Raw genomic sequence first — 18,180 nt, forward strand, 5'->3', positions numbered from 1 at the left:
TCAGCCGATGTCCTCTACCGTTGTTATTGGAGTTCCCCCACTCCGAACGACGGCCCCGGCCCCTTGACCCTCCCCCCAGGAAAAAGGTGCCGGGGTCTTTTCGTTCGGGGATTCAGCAGGAATATCGCTCCCAACGGGGCATCCGGTAGATTGAAGGGGCACATTCAGGCACCTCACCAAAGACACGGTGCCGCATATACTGAACCGGAGAGTTATGACCCACGCCGACCGCGTCCCCGAGAAGCCCGCACTCGAAGGCCTCGAAGCCAAATGGGAGAGCCGGTGGGACGCCCTCGGCACCTACCGTTTTGACCGTGAGATCGCGACCAGGGACTCGATCTACTCGATCGACACTCCCCCGCCCACCGCCTCCGGATCGCTGCACATCGGTCACGTGTTCTCGTACACGCACACGGACGTCGTGGCACGGTTCCAGCGCATGCGCGGCAAGAACGTGTTCTACCCGATGGGCTGGGACGACAACGGCCTCCCCACCGAACGTCGGGTACAGAACTACTACGGCGTACGCTGCGACCCCACCCTCCCGTACGTCGACGATTTTGTGCCGCCCTTCCAGGGCGGAGACGGCAAGAGCATCAAGGCCGCCGACCAGCAGCCGATCGGCCGACGCAACTTCATCGAGCTCTGCGAGGTTTTGACCGAGGAGGACGAGAAGCAGTTCGAAGAACTGTGGCGCACCCTCGGTCTGAGCGTCGACTGGAACCAGACGTACCGCACGATCGGGCACGAGGCGCTGTTCACGTCACAGCTCGCCTTCCTCGGAAACATCGACCGCGGCGAGGCCTACCAGGCCATGGCGCCCACCCTGTGGGATGTCACGTTCCGCACCGCCGTCGCGCAGGCCGAACTCGAAGACAAAGACCAGCCGGCCGCCTATCACCGCGTGTCCTTCCACCAGCCGGATGGGGAGGTCATCGACATCGAGACCACCCGGCCCGAGCTGCTGCCGGCGTGCGTCGCCCTCGTCGCCCACCCCGACGACGAGCGTTACGCGCACCTATTCGGCACGACGGTACGCACCCCGCTCTTCGACGTTGAGGTGCCCATCCTCGCCCACCACCTCGCCCAGAAGGACAAGGGCAGCGGAATCGCGATGATCTGCACGTTTGGTGACCTCACCGACGTCATCTGGTGGCGCGAACTCGACCTGCCCAACCGAGCCATCATGGGCTTCGACGGCCGCATCATCGCCGACGCCCCCGACGTGATCACGTCCGAGGCCGGCATTGCCGCGTACGCGCAGCTCGCCGGCAAGACCGTCTTCGGCGCCAAGGCCGCCACGGTCACCCTGCTGCGCGAGAGCGGTGAGCTGGTCGGCGACCCCAAGCCCATCGTGCACGCCGTGAAGTTCTTCGAAAAGGGCGACAAGCCCCTTGAAATCGTCTCCACTCGCCAGTGGTACATCCGCAACGGTGCCCGCGACGAGGAGCTGCGCGCGCGCCTGCTCAAGCACGGTTCCGACCTGCAGTGGCACCCGGAATTCATGAAGGTACGCTACGAGAACTGGGTCAACGGCCTCACCGGCGACTGGCTCATTTCTCGCCAGCGGTTCTTCGGTGTTCCCCTGCCTGTCTGGTACCCGCTCGACGCCGACGCGAACCCGATCTTCGACGCCCCGGTGGTCGCGACGCGCGACATGCTCCCCGTGGATCCCACGTCCGACGCCGCTCCCGGCTACACCGAAGACCAGCGCGGCCAGGCCGGCGGTTTCGTCGGCGAGGTGGACGTGATGGACACCTGGGCCACATCATCCCTCACCCCGCAGCTCGCCGGCGGTTGGGAGCGCGACCCCGAACTCTTCGACCTGGTCTTCCCGTACTCGCTGCGCCCGCAGGGCCAGGACATCATCCGCACCTGGCTGTTCAGTACGCTGCTGCGCGCCGAACAGCAGCACGGAACGTCGCCCTGGCAGCACGCGGCACTGTCCGGGTTCATCGTCGACCCCGACCGCAAAAAGATGTCCAAGTCGAAGGGCAACGTCGTCACCCCCGCCGACATGCTCGTGAAGCACGGCTCGGATGCGGTGCGCTACTGGGCCGCCTCGTCCCGCCTCGGAACCGATGCGGCCTTCGACCCGCAGAACCCGACGCAGATCAAGATCGGCCGTCGCCTCGCGATCAAAATTCTCAACGCCAGCAAGTTCATTCTCGCCTTCGACGGTGAGGCCGACGCCCCGGTGTCGGAACCCCTGGACCAGAGCATGCTCGCCGGCCTCGCCCTCGTGGTGGGTCAGGCGACGAAGGCGTTCGAGAACTACGATCACGCACGCGCCCTCGAGGTGACCGAGAGCTTCTTCTGGACCTTCTGCGACGACTACCTGGAACTCGTGAAGGAACGCGCCTACGGTGAGCCGGGCCCGGCCAAGGATTCCGCTGTCGCGGCGCTTCGCACCGCGCTCTCGACGCTGCTTCGCCTGTTCGCTCCCTTCGTGCCGTTCGCGACCGAGGAAGCGTGGTCGTGGTCGAACGAAGAATCCATTCATCGTGCCCCGTGGCCGATCGTTTCGGAGCTCATTTCGGAGGACGCCGTGTCGCCTCGCGGCAACATTGCGCTCCTCGATCTGGCCAGCCGAGCCCTCACCGGCATCCGGCGCGGCAAGACCGATGCCAAAGCCTCCCCGAAAACGATCATCTCATCTGCTGTAATAAGAGGAACGGCACCGGAGGTCGGCCTGCTTGAGCTGGCCGCCGCTGATCTCAAAGCAGTGGGTCGGATCGATGAACTGGTTTTTGTTGAGGGCAGCGAAATGGCCGTGACTGACATTGTGTTCGCCACCGTGTCGGAAAGTTAGGAGCACCGGATGTCAGTACAGGTACGCCCCTTGGGCGACAAGGATTTCTTTTCATGGCTGGGCCTGTTCGAGGGCTACAGCGAGTTTTACGGGAGTGAGCTCACCGATGGGAAGGCTCTGCAGGTGTGGAGCTGGATCATTGACAAGAACCACCCGCTGACCGGGGCCGTCGCGATCGACGATGACGGCACGTTCGTGGGACTGGCGCATTTCCGTGCCGTTCCGCAGACCCTCAGCGCGACCGTCGGCCTGTATCTGGACGACCTGTTCGTGGCACCCGACCACCGCGGTGCCGGCATCGGACGGGCCATCATGGATTTCGTGAAGCAGCATGCGAAGGACAGGGGCATGGCCCGCATCCGCCTGATCACGGCGGCCGACAACGCGACCGCGCAGATCTTGTACGACCAGGTCGGCACGCGCACCGACTGGGTCACCTACGAGATCGAGGTCTAGGCCATGCAGCTCGGAACACGCTGGGCGCTCGGCGCGCCCCTTCCTAGCGGCCTGCCCGAGGTCGTTGTGATCGCTGTCCAGGCGGTTGAGGGCGACCTCGCCGGGCTCGACACGGACACGTCGTCCTGGCGTTGGACGTTGACCTGGCTGGAAGGCAAACCCGTCATTGAGCTCGATGACGGCACCGTCATCAACTACGACGCCGTCGAAGACAGCGCGACGATCACCCAGCCGGCGACGGCTGTGGAGGACGACGAAGACTGGATCTAACCGTCGGTGCCGGTGACCGTGTCGGCGCCTGCGCCCGTGCCTGTGGCCCGGCGTTCGTCGATGCGTTCCCAGAGGGCGGCCGTTCCCAGGCCGCCCGCGATGCTGAGCGCCGCGAGCGACAGCCCGCCGTCCCTTTCCTCGTGCGCCGGGTGAAGGAGTCGCAGCGCCAGCAAGGCGCCCGAGGCGCCGAACGGATGCCCGAAGGCGATCGCCCCTCCCTGCCGATTGGCGTACTCTTCCGGCACCTCCATGACATCAAGTGCGGCGAGTGCCTGCGCCGCAAACGCCTCCGTGAATTCCACGTTGGCGAGTGCGGTCGGCAAGACACCTCGACGGCCAAGGAGGAGGCGCGCGGCCTCTCCTCCGGCCAGACCCAGGTAGTTCGGGTCGGTGCCGACCGAGACGGCGTCGACGAATCGCAGCATCCGCACGGCGCCGAGCCCCGCGGCGGTGGTGCGATTGGTGACCAGAACGACGACGGCCCCGTCTGCGTCGGCGCAGGAATTGCCGGCCGTGACGGTGCCGTGCGCTGAGAACGCCGGCCCGAACCGCGCCAGGAACGAGGGCGACATGGTGCGTCGCGCTCCCTGGTCCGCGGAGACGGTGATCCCCGCGGGGGTGGTCAACGGAACGATCTCCTCGACGAACTCGCCGGCATCCGTGGCGCGCACGGCACGCTCGTGACTGCGCAGCGCGAAGGCGTCCTGACGGGCCCGGGAGATGCCGCACCTCTCGGCGACGGCGTCGGCCGACACGCCCATGTCCGGATCGCCGAGCGTGTCGGGGGCGAAACGCACCCGGTCGAAGAAATCGGGGGCGCCGGGTCGGGACGTGAGCCGGTGGGCACGCAGCGGAGCGGTGCTCGTGCTGTCGACGCCGCCGGCGAGGTACGCCGTGCCGGCGCCGGCCGCGATGAGCCGGCAGGCGAGTACGATGGCTTCCAGACCCGAGCCGCACTGACGGTCGATCGTTTGCGCGGGCACCGTCACCGGCAGCCCGGCCTGGAGCGCCGCGAGCCGGGCGACGTTGCCGCCCGCCCCGACCGCATTGCCGATGATGACGTCGTCGATGCTCGCCGGATTGATGCCGGATTCGGCGACCACCGCGGCGAGCACGGGCGCCAGGAGACCGTCTGCGGTCACGGACGCGAGGGCACCGTGTTTGCGGGTGAAGGGCGTGCGGCGAGCGAGTATGAGCACGGGCTCACGGTCGTCGTCAGTCGAGTCGCTGGGCACGGGGGTCTCCCTCATCAATCCACTGGCCGAGCAGGCGACGGCTGATCTTGCCCGCCGGGGTCACCGGGAATTCGGTCAGGCGAACGTACTCCCGGGGTCGCTTCGACTCGGCCAGCCCAGCGGCGGCGGCGCGCAATGATGCCACCCGCAGTGCGGGGCCACCGAGAACGGCGGCGATCACGCGGGAGCCGCGCGCGGCATCCGGCCGCCCGGTCACCACGACGGCGTCGACGCCGCTCACGGACTCAAGCACCGCCTCGACTTCGTGCGGGTACACGTTGTGCCCGCCCGTGACGATCATGTCGGCGGCCCGCGCGAGGTAGTGCAGGGTACCGTCGGCGTCGAGCATGCCCTGGTCGCCGACGGTGCTCCACTCGCCCTCGCGGCGGAACGCCTGCCCGTCGTCACCCCAGGCGTACCCGTCGCACACCAGGGCGCTGCGCACGACGATGGTGCCGGGCTCCCCCGCAGCACAGTCACGCCCGGCGGGGTCGCGCACGGCGACGATGACGCCGGGGAACGCGCTGCCCACGCCGGTTGACGTTGCGTCGCAGTGGGCGGTTCCCGGGAGCTGGCTCGATGACGACACGAAGCTCAGCTCGGCGGCCCCGAAGTACTCGTGGATCGTGGCCGCGGGGGCCCAGCGCGTCAGAAGCCGCCGGGTGTCGGCGTCCAGCCGGGCACCACCGCTCACGATGCTCGTGACCGCTGCCCCGCCCACCGCCGTCGCCAGTCCCCGAGCGGCGATGAGCCGCAGCGCCGACGGCACCGCGACGATCCGGGTGACACCGCGATGGCGGATGCTCGCCAGTGCGTCTCCGACATCGAACCGGGGCATCGTGAGCACGGCGGCTCCCGCATGCAGCGATTCCGCGAGCGCATACAGGCTCAGGCCGGTGCAGAACGCCCCGGGAATGAGCGTGCGGTCGTGCCGGGACAGGCCGAACCGGTCGACGCTGACCTGCAGCGGCCACGACCCGCGGGTACGCCGGAAAGCCTTCGGCACCGATGTCGTTCCCGACGTGAACCCATACAGGAAGACCGAATCGCCCGGCCCGTCCGCGAGCCGCGTGACGTCGGGCGGAACCTGAGCCGTGGATTCCAGGGCCTGGAGCCGTTCCCGCACGGCGAGCGTCTGCGCCACCGGCCAGCGCGGGTCGAGTACCGCGCAGCGGCGGTCGCCGGACACGCCGGCCGCCAGCCGCCTGGCGAACTCCGCGCCGTTGGGCAGCGCGATCGTGGACAGGACACCCGTCTCGGGCAGCAGCGCCGCGGCGCTGCCGTACAGGTCGGCGTAGCTGAGCATGTCGGTGCCGACCTCGAGCGCGGTCTCCCCCGGTTGCTCGTCGGACCAGCGGCGCAGGTGGTTCAGAAATGGCATGCGGGTGAGCGGCCTCAGTCTCGAGCGAGTATTTCGCCGTGCGGCATCGCGAACCAACCGTCGGGGTCCTGTACCCAGGTGCGCCACGCGGCCGCGATGTCGTGCAGCGCCGACAGGTCGGCGACACCGGATTCGATGGCGTGCGCGGCAAACGACGATTCGGTGGCGCGAACGGCCCAGGATTCCCCCCACCACTCTCGTTCGGCATCCGTGGCGAAGCACCAGATGGAGGCGCTCGCGGCCACTCGGCCGAACCCGGCCGCTCTCGCCCACGCCTTGAGGTGCCGGCCGGCATCCGGGTTGCCCCCGTTCCAGAAATGAACGTCGCGGTACGTTTCCATCCATTTTTCGAGCCCCGGCAGCGCGGGATAGATGGCGACGGCGCCGTAGTCCACGTCCCGGGCGGCGAAGAGCCCGCCGGGCCTCAGCACGCGCCTGATCTCGCGCATGGCCGCCACCGGATCGGCGAGGTGCTGCAGCACCTGATGCGCATGGACAATGTCGAACGAGGCGTCCGCGAATTCGAGGGCGTACACGTCTCCCACCCGAAAACTGGCGTTGTGCACCGCCTCATCGAGGGCGAGGCCCTCGGCATAGGCGACGATCTGTTCCGAGGCGTCGATTCCGAGGACGCTGCCCGGTGAGAGCCGGCGCGCGAGGTCGACGGTGATCGTTCCCGGGCCGCAGCCCACGTCCAGCAATGTGAGCCCGGGAGTCAGCTCGGGTGCGAGGTAGGCCGCCGAGTTGTCGACAGTGCGCCAGGTGTGGGAGCGCAGCACGCTCTCGTGGTGTCCGTGCGTGTAGGCATCCCGAGGCACCGCCTCGCGAGGGGCAACCTCCGGGTCATCGAATTCGGGACCGGCGAACAAATCTGGGTGGGCCATGACCCGAGCCTAGGACGGAACGGCCCAACTAGGGTGGAGACATGGTTGAAACGGTAAACCCCTTCTTCGTTGCAAGTGCTTTGCCGTACCAGCTGCCGCCCTTTCTCGAGATCGTGGAGGCGCACTATCGCCCGGCGTTTGAACGCGGCTTCACCGAGCAGCTCGCCGAGATCGCGGCAATCACCGCGAACACGTCCGAGGCGACGTTCGACAATACGATGCTGCCGCTGGAGCGCAGCGGAGCGCTCCTGGGCCGCGTCGCTGCCGTGTTCTTCAACCAGAGCTCCTCCGACTCGAGCGATTTCACCCATACGCTCGAGGAAGAACTCGCCCCGCGTCTCGCGGCCCACGGTGACGCGATCAGTCTCGACCCGGCGCTCTACGCGCGGATCAGCGCCCTGCACGAGCAGCGCGGTTCGTTGGGCCTCGACGCGGAGGCCGAGTACCTCGTGGAGCGGTACTTCACGGAATTCACCCTCGCCGGCGCCGGCCTCTCCCGCGACGACAAGGCGGTGTTGCGGGAGTACAACAAACGGCTGTCCACCCTCACCACCCGATTCGAGAAGAACCTGCTGGCGGACACCAATGACCTCGCCGTCGTCGTGGACACCCTCGCCGAACTTGACGGGCTCGCGTCCGGTGACATCTCGGCGGCAGCGCAGGCGGCCACGGATCGCGGGCTCCCGGGCCAGTACCTGCTCACCCTGGTGCTCCCCACCTCACACCCCTACCTCGCGGATCTGACCAACCGGGACGTACGCGAACGTCTACTGGCCGCGTCCCGGGCCCGCGGCATGCGTGGCGGCGTCAACGACAACCGCGCGCTCGTCATCGAGATCACGCACGTGCGCGCGTTGCGAGCGCGCCTGCTCGGCTTTTCCAGCCACGCGGCGTACGTCACAGCGGACGAGACAGCGAAGACGCCGGAGGCCGTTGCGGACATGCTCGGCCGGTTGGCGCCCGCCGCCGCCCGGAACGCCCACGTCGAACAGGCGGACCTGCAGGCGGCCGTCGCCAGGAGCGGCGCGACGTTCGAACTGGCCGCCTGGGACTGGGCCTTTTACACGGAGGCGGTGCGCAAGCAGAAATTCGACGTGGGCACCGCCGCCATGCGCCCCTATTTCGAGTTGGAGACGGTGCTGCGCGACGGGGTGTTCTTCGCCGCCCGGAAGCTCTACGGTGTGAGCTTCACCGAGCGGCCGGATCTCAGCGGGTGGCACGCGGAGTGCCGCGTCTTCGAGGTCACGAATGAAGACGGGTCTCCCGCGGGACTGTACATCGGCGACTTCTACACTCGCGATTCGAAGCGCGGCGGGGCATGGATGAACCCGCTCATCTCGCAATCGACGCTCCGTAAAACGCCCACGGTCGTGTGCAACAACCTCAACATCGCGAAGCCGTCGCCGGGGGCAGCCACCCTCCTGAGCTTCGACCAGGTCGTGACGCTCTTCCACGAATTCGGTCACGCCCTGCACGGTCTCCTCGCTCAGGTGACCTACCCCAAGTTCTCCGGCACCAACGTGTACCGGGACTTCGTCGAATTTCCGAGTCAGGTGAACGAAATGTGGATGCTGTGGCCGGAGGTTCTCGCGAACTTCGCCCGGCACCACGAGACCGGTGAGTCCATGCCCTCTCACCTCGTCGACCGCATTCAGGCATCCGCGACCTTCAACGAAGGCTTCTCCACGAGCGAATACCTCGCCGCGGCTCTGCTCGACCAGGCATGGCACCGCATTGATGCCGACACGGTGGTCACGGACGTATCCGAGTTCGAAGCCGCGGCCCTGGTGGCCGTCGGTCTCGACAATCCCGTCGTACCCACCCGGTATTCCAGCACCTACTTCGCGCACACCTTCGCCGGCGGATACGACGCCGGCTATTACGCCTACATTTGGAGCGAGGTGCTCGATGCCGACGCCGGTGAGTGGTTCACGGAGAATGGTGGACTCACCCGCACCAACGGTGACCGCTTCCGCCGCCTGGTACTCGGCGTGGGCGGCAGCAAGGACCCGCTGGAGGCCTACGTTGATTGGCGCGGCCGCCCGGCGAGCATCGAGCCTCTGCTCAAGCGCCGCGGACTCAACGAGGACCCGCCCCGCTCGATCGGTCACTGACTCCAAGACGAAATAGGGTGGCCATCCGCCACGGCCCAGTGTCGGTGGTGCCTGTCACACTTGTTTCATGACCACCATTGACGGTGTTTTCGTTGATCTGACCGGGTCCCTGGCCCGGTCGGGTATATCCGCGGCGTCATTCGCGGAGAGAACGGCGCCTACTTCAAGGACTTCCTGCTGCAGATCACCGGCCCCCGGTTCGTGGAGAAGGGCGAGAAGGAACGCGCCAGGCGCATCATCGACGACCCACGCTCCACGGACCAGATCGCCGCCGAGGCACTCATCGAAGTGATCAAGGTCGCGGCCGCCGCCGACCCCGGAACCCTCTTCGGCCGGATTCGCCCCTCGGTGAAGCTCATGGTGACCGAGGAACCCCTATCCGGTCCCGCATCGGGCCAGACCCTCCGCACCGGGTTCATCGAAGGAACCCCGGATGCCGTCGCGACCACCACGATCGACCGGTCGATCTGCAGGGACGGCACCGTGCTCGACGTGGGACGTGAACAGAGACTCTTTTCGGCGTCGCAACGCGCGGCACTCGCGCTCCGGGACGGCGGGTGTATCTGGCCCGACTGGCACCGACCACCCAGCCACTGCGAAGCCCACCACATCCACGGTTGGGCGGATGGCGGCGGCCGCACCGACCTCGACGACGGCATCCTACTCTGCGCCCGCGACCACCTTCGCCTGCACAACGACGGGTGGCAGATCACTCGAACCGGCACCGGTACCGGCATGGACTACTGACTGATCCCACCATCGGTCGCCGACCTGACCCGCACGCCCATCCGGCTGGTCAGCGCATCGCCACTAAAGCCAGGGTCGCCGCTCCTCAGTCCAGTGGATTCAATATAGGCCGGCGCTCGGCCAGGTGGAACGGCCCGTGAGGGTGATGGAGTTACGTGCGTCTAAACCGTCGACGGACAGCGCGCCAGATTCGGTCATCATGCCCGTGCGGAGGGAAATATCCACTTTCGCTGCATGCGATCAGAGTGCCTCGGCCTGAACGAGCGTCTGCGGATTCGGCTGGTCTCTCCACGTGCCGGTGAGTATCTGCGCTTTCCCATGGTTGTTCACAGGGTCGAGCAAGTTCGAGCCGTGCGGCTGGGGCCCGTGAGCGGCCAGACGCCGGGCCACGACGATTCGCAGGGCGCCCGTTTCTATGACGGTAGCGCCGAACTCGTGCCGTGTGGACACCGTGCCGGCCGATGGTAGTGACGGGACGGGCCCGTCGGTCTTGCCGCTGCCAGCGACGTCGGCTGTCGGTTCTCGGAGGACTCTCACCCCGTCAATGTCGATGAATTGCTCGGCTTGGCGGCCACCCGTGAGTGCGGCCGTTGCAACCGCCAGCAGATAGGCGGGATCACCCGTAGCGTCATACACCCATCGTCGGCCTAGAACTGAATGCTGCATGGTGCCGATCAGCCAGGTGTCGCCGCCCGCGAGCGGCGCGCCACGGTAGGTCAGGGGGACCTGCAGGACAGGCCCTTCTTCGACCCTGACGAGTATTGTTTCGATGCCAACCTCGCCATCGGGATCATCGAAGCGGAATGAGCCAACGCTCGCCAAGCTTGAGCCCGCCTTACCGTCAAACCACGGCTGGGTCGGCATCCACCCTTTGATGAGCTCGATCTTTGACGGCCGCAGCTCGGCCTTGTACAGGAGTGCCATATGGCCGATTCTAGGGGTCCTCCAGCATAAAAAACCCGGGACGGTCCAGTATGCCTAGTCGAGGGGCTCCACCCATTCAGCCCGCCAGCCGGGTGCCTCCGACTTTTGCGTGTAATAGCGTGTGTCGCGAATGATCGACCCGTCTGCAGCGAACTCCAGGATGACCACTACATGCCACACGTCTCCGGCGTAGTCATTCGTCCCCTCGACGACCCAGATTTGCCCTGACCCCACGACACGGCGCAGGGTGATCGTAGGGGGCACCGGAAAGGCCTCCTGCATTGCCCGCATGGCCTCACGTCCACGGATGCGCTCGCCCGACTGCGGCATCTCCATCACGTAGGCTTCGTCACGTAGCAGATACTCAGCGTCGGGTGAGAGTCCCTCCCCTGTGAGGCCGAGCAAACGCTTGAGGCCCTCGCGCATCGCAGCCGAATCGTTGTCTGTGATTGCCCGGAGAAATAGTTCGCGCACATCAAGGTCGCTCATTCGCCCTCCCAGTGGACGTTGATACTCGATTACGCACATTCTGCTCCTCCTCCCGATGGAAGGAAACAGCGTCACCACAGGAAGATTGCTATCGCCGAGCTCTTTCAGCATGGCACTCGCGTTACCTCCGCCGCGGCGGTTCAGCGGGCATCTCGCCCGAGGAGGGCCAGGCCTGGTTGGCGACTGATGAGGGCAAGTCCTTCCTGCGCGGCTCGGCCGATGCGTGGGCCAGAGCGCACGTCGCGGGTGGCGCCGATCCCGACGTCGCGAACGCTGCCGCAACAACGACCTACGGCCTGTACACCGGCGAGGTGCCGCCGCCCGCGATGGACTAACGCAGCCGTGATTGACCGCGAATCTGAGGCGGGATGCAGTCCGGTACCTACCCGGATTCTGCTGCCTCAGCACACTGTCGACGATCCTCGCGGAACTGACAACGACGCCCGACATCGCGTCGGCGCCTGAACCAATGGTTCTCGAAGCACCGGTGAAAGGCGAGACTGCCCTGCAGGCACGCCGCGAGCACGCGCAGTGCCGGCGGGTGTGGCAGCCGCCCCGGCACACGGACGTCGTCGCGCTACGCGGACTTGTCTTCGTGCAGCTCCGAGTGCAGCACCATGGTGGGCGCGGCGTTGTTCAACACGGTGTCCCGGGTGATGATGACCCTGGCCACGTCTTCGCTCGACGGCACCTCGAACATGATCGGTCCGAGCACCTCTTCCAGGATGGCCCGCAGACCACGGGCACCGGTCTTGCGCAGTACGGCGAGGTCGGCGATGGCTTCCAGGGCGGGTTGTTCGAATTCCAGCTCAACCCCATCGAGCTGGAACATGCGCTGGTACTGCCTCACGAGGGCGTTCCTCGGCACGGTCAGGATCTGCATCAACGCCACCTGATCGAGCTGGGTGACGGTTGTCACGACCGGCAGCCGGCCGATGAATTCGGGGATCAGACCGAACTTGTGCAGGTCTTCCGGCAGTACCTCGCTGAAGAGGTTGATGTCGTCACCCTTGACGTGCAGCGGGGCACCGAAGCCGATGCCCTTCTTGCCGGCACGGTTCGAGATGATGTCCTCGAGGCCGGCGAAGGCGCCCGCGACGATGAACAGCACGTTCGTGGTGTCGACCTGAATGAATTCCTGGTGCGGGTGCTTGCGGCCGCCCTGCGGCGGAACGGATGCGACGGTGCCTTCGAGGATTTTCAGCAGCGCCTGCTGCACGCCCTCACCGGAAACGTCGCGGGTGATCGAGGGGTTCTCCGCCTTGCGGGCGATCTTGTCGATCTCGTCGATGTAGATGATGCCGGTCTCGGCGCGTTTCACGTCGTAGTCCGCCGCCTGGATCAGCTTCAGCAGAATGTTCTCGACGTCTTCACCGACGTAACCGGCTTCGGTGAGGGCGGTGGCATCCGCGACGGCGAAGGGAACGTTGAGCTTCTTGGCGAGGGTCTGGGCCAGGTACGTCTTGCCGCAGCCGGTGGGGCCGATCAGCAGGATGTTGGACTTGGCGATTTCGACGTCGTCGTGAATCGCATCCGCGGCGGCGAGGGTGGCGCGGGACCGAACGCGCTTGTAGTGGTTGTAGACGGCAACGGCGAGGGCACGCTTGGCCGGTTCCTGACCGATGACGTATTCCTCAAGAAAGCCGAAGATCTCCTTCGGCTTGGGAAGATCGAATTCGCTCGTGCCTTCTTCGGCACCGGCTTCGGCGAGGCGTTCCTCAATGATCTCGTTGCACAGTTCGACGCATTCGTCGCAAATGTACACGCCGGGACCCGCTATGAGCTGTTGTACCTGCTTCTGGCTCTTTCCGCAGAAGGAGCATTTGAGCAGGTCGGCGCTTTCGCCTATACGGGCCATCGGTCAGCCTCCTCCACCATCGGTATCTCTGCAATCGAGCCTAGCCTGTGCCTGCGACACTTGCGCGCAAGCCGACACATGCGAAACGGCGCGCCCCCGAAGGAGACGCGCCGCCCGCATATGTTGTGCGTGTACCGTAACCCGGCGGTTACTTGACCAGCATCGGGACGTTCTTGCGGCTGGTCAGGACCTGGTCGATCAGGCCGTACTCCAGCGCATCCGCCGCGCTCATGATCTTGTCGCGATCGATGTCCTTGTTGATCTGTTCCACGGACCGGTTGGAGTGGTGAGACAGGGTCTCCTCCAGCCAGACGCGCATGCGCAGGATCTCGGCCGCCTGGATCTCGATGTCAGACGCCTGGCCGCCACCCTGTCCGCCGACCGAAGGCTGGTGGATGAGGATGCGGGCGTTCGGCAGGGCGAGGCGCTTGCCCGGGGCACCGCCGGCGAGCAGCACTGCCGCGGCCGACGCCGCCTGGCCGAGGCAGACCGTCATGACTTGCGGACGGATGTACTGCATCGTGTCGTAGATCGCCGTCATCGCGGTGAAGGATCCACCGGGAGAGTTGATGTACATCGTGATGTCGCGGTCAGGGTCCTGGCTTTCGAGAACGAGAAGCTGGGCCATGACGTCATCAGCGGATGCATCGTCAACCTGCACGCCGAGGAAAACGATCCGGTCCTCGAAGAGCTTGGCGTACGGGTCCTGGCGCTTGTAGCCGTAGGCCGTGCGCTCCTCGAAGGTGGGGAGGATATAACGCGATTCGGGCATGCTGTTGGTCGAGACACCCATCGAGCTGGAGGCGGTTCCACCGAATGTGGGGATAGTCATAGTTTCTTTCCTGTTCGCTTCGGCGGACTACTTGGTCGTTTCGGTGGCTGTTCCGCCGCCGCCCGTGACATCCGAAGCGGATGCGCGGAGGTGGTCGACGAAGCCGTACTCGACGGCTTCCTGGGCACTGAACCAGTTGTCACGATCGCCGTCGGCATTGATCTGCTCGGCGGTCTTGCCCGTCTGGGCGGCCGTGATCTCCGACAGACGCTGCTTCATGTCGAGGATGAGCCGGGCCTGGGTCTGGATGTCGGCGGCCGTGCCGCCGAATCCACCGGACGGCTGGTGCAGCAGCACGCGGGCGTTGGGGGTGATGTAGCGCTTGCCCTTGGTGCCGCTCGTGAGCAGGAACTGCCCCATCGATGCGGCCATGCCGATGCCGACGGTCACGATGTCGTTCGGGACGAACTGCATGGTGTCGTAGATCGCCATGCCGGCCGTGATGGAACCGCCGGGAGAGTTGATGTAGAGGAAGATGTCGCGCTTCGAGTCCTCGGCCGCAAGCAGCAAGATCTTGGCGCAGATCTCGTTGGCATTTTCGTCCCGAACCTCTGATCCGAGCCAGATGATGCGGTCCTTCAGCAGTCGGTCAAAAACACCGGTGTTGGGTGTCGGGTCGGCCATATCGTGCTCCGTTTCGTTGTCGCTTCCTCATAAATGTATCCGAGCGGCCACGGCAAAATGACCGTGTTCGCCCTCGGCAGATTGCGCGTGGCCTCCCCCGGGAGCCGTCGACCCGATCTGGGGGCTTTTTCGCTCTGATCGGGCGCGGTGAACGCCGAAAGGGCCGGATGTCTGTCGACATCCGGCCCTTCCGGTGCGCAATCGCGCGGTGAAGCTGGTGGAGCGGTGTTACTTGGCGTCGTCCTCGGCGGGGGCGTCAACGGCCTCGGCCGCGACATCCGTCGGCTCGGCGTCGTCAGCGGCACCGATGACCGGCGCGGTGAACTCGGCGAGGTCAACGGGCTTGCCGTTGGAGTCGACGACCTCGGCCTGGCCGAGCGCAATGGCGAGTGCCTTGTTGCGGGCGACCTCGGCCACCATCGACGGGATCTGACCGTTGGTGTTGAGCGTCTGCACGAACTCGCTCGGGTCCATACCGTACTGGCTGGCGCCCTGAATCAGGTACTGCGTGAGCTCGTCCTGGCTGACCTTGACCTGCTCGGCCTCGGCGATCGTGTCGAGCAGAATCTGCTGACGGAACGTCTTCTCGCTCGCCTCGGTGACCTCAGCGCGGTGAGTGTCGTCTTCGAGGCGGCTTTCGCCCTCGAGGTGACGGTTCACCTCGTCCTCGATGATCGCGGTGGGAAGGGGAACCTCAACGGATGCCAGCAGCGTGTCGATCAGACGCTCGCGCGCCTGGCCGCCCTGCCCGAACACCTTGGACTTCTCGACCTGAGTCTTAAGGCTCTCGGTCAGCTCGGCCATCGTGTCGAACTCGCTGGCGATCTGAGCGAAGTCGTCGTCGGCGGCGGGAAGCTCGCGCTCCTTGACCGCGATGACGGTGATGGTGATCTCGGCGGTCTCGCCCTCGTGCTCTCCACCCATCAGGTCGGAGTTGAACGTGGTGGTCTCGCCGGCGGTGAGCGAGTCAAGCGCCTCGTCGATGCCGTTGATGAGGTCGCCGGAGCCGACCTCGTAGGAGATGCCTGCCGCGGTGTCGACCTCGACACCGTCAATGGCGGCGACCAGATCGATCTGGGCGAAGTCGCCCGTCTTGGCGGGGCGGTCGACCGTGATGAGCGTGCCGAAACGGGCGCGCAGCTTGTCGAGTTCTTCGGCAACCTCGTCGTCGGTGATGTCGACGGCGTCAACGGTCAGCTTGAGTCCCTTGTAGGACGGGATCTCGATCTCGGGGCGAACGTCAACCTCGATGGCGAGCTCAAGGTCTCCGGAGAAGTCCTTGTCGCTCGGCCATGCGACGATGTCGGCCTCGGGGCGACCGAGCGGGCGAAGCTTGTGCTCTTCGACGGCCGCGCGGTAGAAACCGTCGAGACCCTCGTTGACGGCGTGCTCCAGCACGGCCGACTTGCCAACGCGCTGGTCGATGATGGGCGGCGGTACTTTGCCCTTGCGGAAACCGGGGATGTTGATGTCCTCGGCAATGTGCCCGTAGGCGTGGGTGATGGCTGGCTTCAGCTCGTCGGGGCTTACCGCGATGGTGAGCTTGGCGCGCGTGGGGCTCAGTTTTTCGACCGTGGACTTCACTCGGGACTCTCCTGTGTATTGAAACGGTGTGCTGCGGGTAATGTCGGGGCGACAGGATTCGAACCTGCGACTTTCCGGCCCCAAACCGGACACTCTGACCAAACTGAGCTACGCCCCGGATCGGATTCAACCCGTCTTGGACAACCGCCTGGCGCATGCAGCAGCAACGCCCAGCGGATTGACCTCCGTCAGTCTAATGCACGCAATATGGCAACGAGCTCCGGAACTGGCACTCGGCACCCTGATTCCTGTACTACGATATTCGAGTGCCCAACAAATGGGCCTGGGGATGTAGCTCAATGGTAGAGCCTCAGTTTTCCAAACTGATGGCGCGGGTTCGATTCCCGTCATCCCCTCCGCATCACGAGAAGGACCGCAGCCCATGGGCTGCGGTCCTTTATTTATTCCGCCTGCGCGCTCGGGTCGGTCGGCGGTGTTCCCGCCGACTCACCGGGCTTCACCACAACGAACTGCCCCATCATTCCGGCATCCTCATGGGCGAGTAGATGACAGTGATACATGTAGGGATGGTCGGGATCGGTCGAGGTCCCGAACTGCATGATGAGCTCGTACCGCACGCCCGGCTCGAGGTAGACGGTGTCCTTCCACCCCGCGAGTTCCGCCGGCGGCGGCCCGGTACCCACGCGCAGCACCTGGAATTGCACGGCATGCACGTGAAAGTTGTGCGGCATCGGCATGGTGTTTTCGACGGTCCACACCTCGGTGGCGTTGGCCGTGACGGTCTCGTCGATGCGTCCCATATCCATGAGTCGGTTGTTGATGTTGTAGCCGTTGAGCACGAATGAGCGCGTCTGGCTGGCGTCGCCCGCGGACAGGGGCACCATAGGAACGAGCGCCGCCGGCACCTCTCCCTGCGCCGTGAGGGTGTCGGCGGCCCGCAACTGAAGCACGTCCAGGGTGTCCTCCCCGGCGTTCTTCTCACTGACGCCGTTCGTCAGCCCGAGCTCCGGCGGTGTCGACCGCAGGTCCACCGTCTCCCCCGCCACCATCCTGACGAGCACCTCGGCACGCTCCCCCGGTGACAGGCGGATCCCGGTCATCGGTGCGGGGGCGGCCAGGAGCCCCCCGTCGGTGCCGATCAGGTCGAAGGAGCGCTCGTCCGCAAACGCAAAGTTATACACCCGTGACGCCGAGGCATTCAGCAGACGCAAGCGCACAACATCCGTGGTCACGTCGAGGAACGGCCCGACCGTGCCATTCACCAGTACCCGGTCGCCGATCGGGCCGATGTAGCCGCGCACATCGGTGGTCATCTGCCCGTTCTCGTCGAACCGGCGGTCCTGCACCATGACCGGAATGTCGTCGACGCCGTACGTGCGCGGCAGGTTGAGCGCACGTTCCGCATCGTCGCGGACGATGATCATGCCCGCGAGCCCCATCTCCACCTGGTGCTCGGTCTGCCCGCTCACGTGCGGGTGGTACCACAGCGTGGTGGCGGGCTGGTCGACGGTCCAGTCCGGGCTCCAGCTCGCACCCGGCGCCAGAAGCTGGTGCGGACCGCCGTCCATCCGGGCCGGCAGATCCATGCCGTGCCAGTGCACGGTAGTGGCTTCGGCGAGATCGTTCGTCACGTTCACCTGCACATGCTCGCCACGCTCCATCAGGAGGGTGGGGCCGAGAAAACTCTGGTCGTACCCCCAGGTGTCGGTCTCGACCCCCGGCGTGAACTGGGTCGTGCCGGCCTCGGCCGTGAGATCGTACGATCTGGAGCCGTCGCCGAGCTCAACCGACGGGGCCACCGGCGGGATGAGCAACGGATTCGAGAAGTCCACCGTGCCGACGGTATCGATGGTCCCCGCGCCCGGATCGCCCGAGCAGCCCGCGAAGGCGATCGCCATCGAGGCGACGGCGGCCAGAGCCACGGTGATCCGGGTGGCGATCGGCCGTCGCACCCCCGAAGCGCGTGGCGGGGCGGAGCTGAGCTCGTTCATGTCGTGCCGGCTTTCTGA

The 18,180-nt window shown here is 65.9% G+C and carries 16 protein-coding genes and 2 tRNA genes; 7 read left to right on the top strand and 11 right to left on the bottom strand.

Features of this window, described 5'->3' with window-relative positions:
• Window positions 1-214 precede the first annotated feature (214 nt).
• Genes valS through AC1MB9_RS09005 form a run of 3 tightly spaced genes read left to right on the top strand, consistent with a single transcriptional unit; the run spans window position 215 to window position 3,538 of the window.
• Window positions 215-2,812 (top strand): valine--tRNA ligase, encoded by a 2,598-nt coding sequence (gene valS / locus AC1MB9_RS08995; protein ID WP_479961627.1) that lies wholly within the window; start codon window positions 215-217, stop codon window positions 2,810-2,812.
• 9 nt (window positions 2,813-2,821) lie between these two features.
• A complete protein-coding gene (locus AC1MB9_RS09000; RefSeq protein WP_479961628.1) occupies window positions 2,822-3,268 on the top strand; it encodes a GNAT family N-acetyltransferase in 447 nt (148 codons plus the stop codon).
• 3 nt (window positions 3,269-3,271) lie between these two features.
• Window positions 3,272-3,538 carry a hypothetical protein gene (locus AC1MB9_RS09005; protein ID WP_479961629.1) on the top strand — a complete coding sequence of 89 codons (267 nt, stop codon included), beginning with the start codon at window positions 3,272-3,274 and terminating at the stop codon, window positions 3,536-3,538.
• On the opposite strand, the gene AC1MB9_RS09010 is transcribed toward AC1MB9_RS09005, so the two are convergent.
• From AC1MB9_RS09010 to AC1MB9_RS09020, 3 genes are read right to left on the bottom strand one after another with little or no spacing between them, the layout of a single operon-like run.
• Complete coding sequence (locus AC1MB9_RS09010; protein WP_479961630.1) at window positions 3,535-4,773, bottom strand: thiolase family protein; 1,239 nt, start codon at window positions 4,771-4,773, stop codon at window positions 3,535-3,537. The two genes, AC1MB9_RS09005 and AC1MB9_RS09010, sit on opposite strands and share 4 nt — an antisense overlap.
• Window positions 4,754-6,154 (bottom strand): class I adenylate-forming enzyme family protein, encoded by a 1,401-nt coding sequence (locus AC1MB9_RS09015; protein ID WP_479961631.1) that lies wholly within the window; start codon window positions 6,152-6,154, stop codon window positions 4,754-4,756. Before AC1MB9_RS09015 ends, AC1MB9_RS09010 begins: the two co-directional genes overlap by 20 nt.
• 14 nt (window positions 6,155-6,168) lie before the next feature.
• Complete coding sequence (locus AC1MB9_RS09020; protein ID WP_479961632.1) at window positions 6,169-7,038, bottom strand: methyltransferase domain-containing protein; 870 nt, start codon at window positions 7,036-7,038, stop codon at window positions 6,169-6,171.
• Between the two features lie 41 nt (window positions 7,039-7,079).
• Between AC1MB9_RS09020 and AC1MB9_RS09025 the strand changes: the two genes are divergently transcribed.
• Both AC1MB9_RS09025 and AC1MB9_RS09030 read left to right on the top strand, forming a co-directional pair.
• Window positions 7,080-9,152 carry a M3 family metallopeptidase gene (locus AC1MB9_RS09025; RefSeq protein WP_479961633.1) on the top strand — a complete coding sequence of 691 codons (2,073 nt, stop codon included), beginning with the start codon at window positions 7,080-7,082 and terminating at the stop codon, window positions 9,150-9,152.
• A 201-nt stretch (window positions 9,153-9,353) separates the two neighbouring features.
• Window positions 9,354-9,899 (top strand): HNH endonuclease signature motif containing protein, encoded by a 546-nt coding sequence (locus AC1MB9_RS09030; RefSeq protein WP_479961634.1) that lies wholly within the window; start codon window positions 9,354-9,356, stop codon window positions 9,897-9,899.
• 240 nt (window positions 9,900-10,139) lie between these two features.
• Here the strand turns inward: AC1MB9_RS09030 and AC1MB9_RS09035 are convergent, their stop codons facing one another.
• Together AC1MB9_RS09035 and AC1MB9_RS09040 are read right to left on the bottom strand one after the other, a co-directional pair.
• A complete protein-coding gene (locus tag AC1MB9_RS09035; protein ID WP_479961635.1) occupies window positions 10,140-10,823 on the bottom strand; it encodes a CG0192-related protein in 684 nt (227 codons plus the stop codon).
• 54 nt (window positions 10,824-10,877) lie between these two features.
• A complete protein-coding gene (locus tag AC1MB9_RS09040) occupies window positions 10,878-11,312 on the bottom strand; it encodes a nuclear transport factor 2 family protein (RefSeq protein ID WP_479961636.1) in 435 nt (144 codons plus the stop codon).
• 176 nt (window positions 11,313-11,488) lie between these two features.
• On the opposite strand from AC1MB9_RS09040, the gene AC1MB9_RS09045 reads away from it, so the two are divergent.
• Window positions 11,489-11,647: a hypothetical protein gene (locus tag AC1MB9_RS09045; protein WP_479961637.1), complete on the top strand. Its 159-nt coding sequence runs from the start codon at window positions 11,489-11,491 to the stop codon at window positions 11,645-11,647.
• Between the two features lie 242 nt (window positions 11,648-11,889).
• On the opposite strand, the gene clpX is transcribed toward AC1MB9_RS09045, so the two are convergent.
• The 5 genes from clpX to AC1MB9_RS09070 form a co-directional block, all read right to left on the bottom strand.
• Window positions 11,890-13,170 (bottom strand): ATP-dependent Clp protease ATP-binding subunit ClpX, encoded by a 1,281-nt coding sequence (gene clpX, locus AC1MB9_RS09050; protein WP_479961638.1) that lies wholly within the window; start codon window positions 13,168-13,170, stop codon window positions 11,890-11,892.
• Window positions 13,171-13,318: 148 nt separating this feature from the next.
• Window positions 13,319-14,002 carry an ATP-dependent Clp protease proteolytic subunit gene (locus AC1MB9_RS09055; RefSeq protein WP_479961639.1) on the bottom strand — a complete coding sequence of 228 codons (684 nt, stop codon included), beginning with the start codon at window positions 14,000-14,002 and terminating at the stop codon, window positions 13,319-13,321.
• A 27-nt stretch (window positions 14,003-14,029) separates the two neighbouring features.
• Window positions 14,030-14,626, bottom strand: a complete 597-nt coding sequence (locus AC1MB9_RS09060) for an ATP-dependent Clp protease proteolytic subunit (protein ID WP_479961640.1) — start codon at window positions 14,624-14,626, stop codon at window positions 14,030-14,032.
• A 228-nt stretch (window positions 14,627-14,854) separates the two neighbouring features.
• Window positions 14,855-16,210: a trigger factor gene (tig, locus tag AC1MB9_RS09065; protein WP_479961641.1), complete on the bottom strand. Its 1,356-nt coding sequence runs from the start codon at window positions 16,208-16,210 to the stop codon at window positions 14,855-14,857.
• A gap of 43 nt (window positions 16,211-16,253) precedes the next feature.
• Window positions 16,254-16,328 (bottom strand) — tRNA-Pro (locus tag AC1MB9_RS09070).
• A 167-nt stretch (window positions 16,329-16,495) separates the two neighbouring features.
• Between AC1MB9_RS09070 and AC1MB9_RS09075 the strand changes: the two genes are divergently transcribed.
• A tRNA-Gly gene (locus tag AC1MB9_RS09075) sits at window positions 16,496-16,566 on the top strand.
• A gap of 45 nt (window positions 16,567-16,611) precedes the next feature.
• On the opposite strand, the gene AC1MB9_RS09080 is transcribed toward AC1MB9_RS09075, so the two are convergent.
• A complete protein-coding gene (locus tag AC1MB9_RS09080) occupies window positions 16,612-18,162 on the bottom strand; it encodes a multicopper oxidase family protein (protein ID WP_479961642.1) in 1,551 nt (516 codons plus the stop codon).
• Between the last annotated feature and the right edge of the window lie 18 nt (window positions 18,163-18,180).

This window comes from Cryobacterium sp. AP27 (assembly GCF_056680495.1).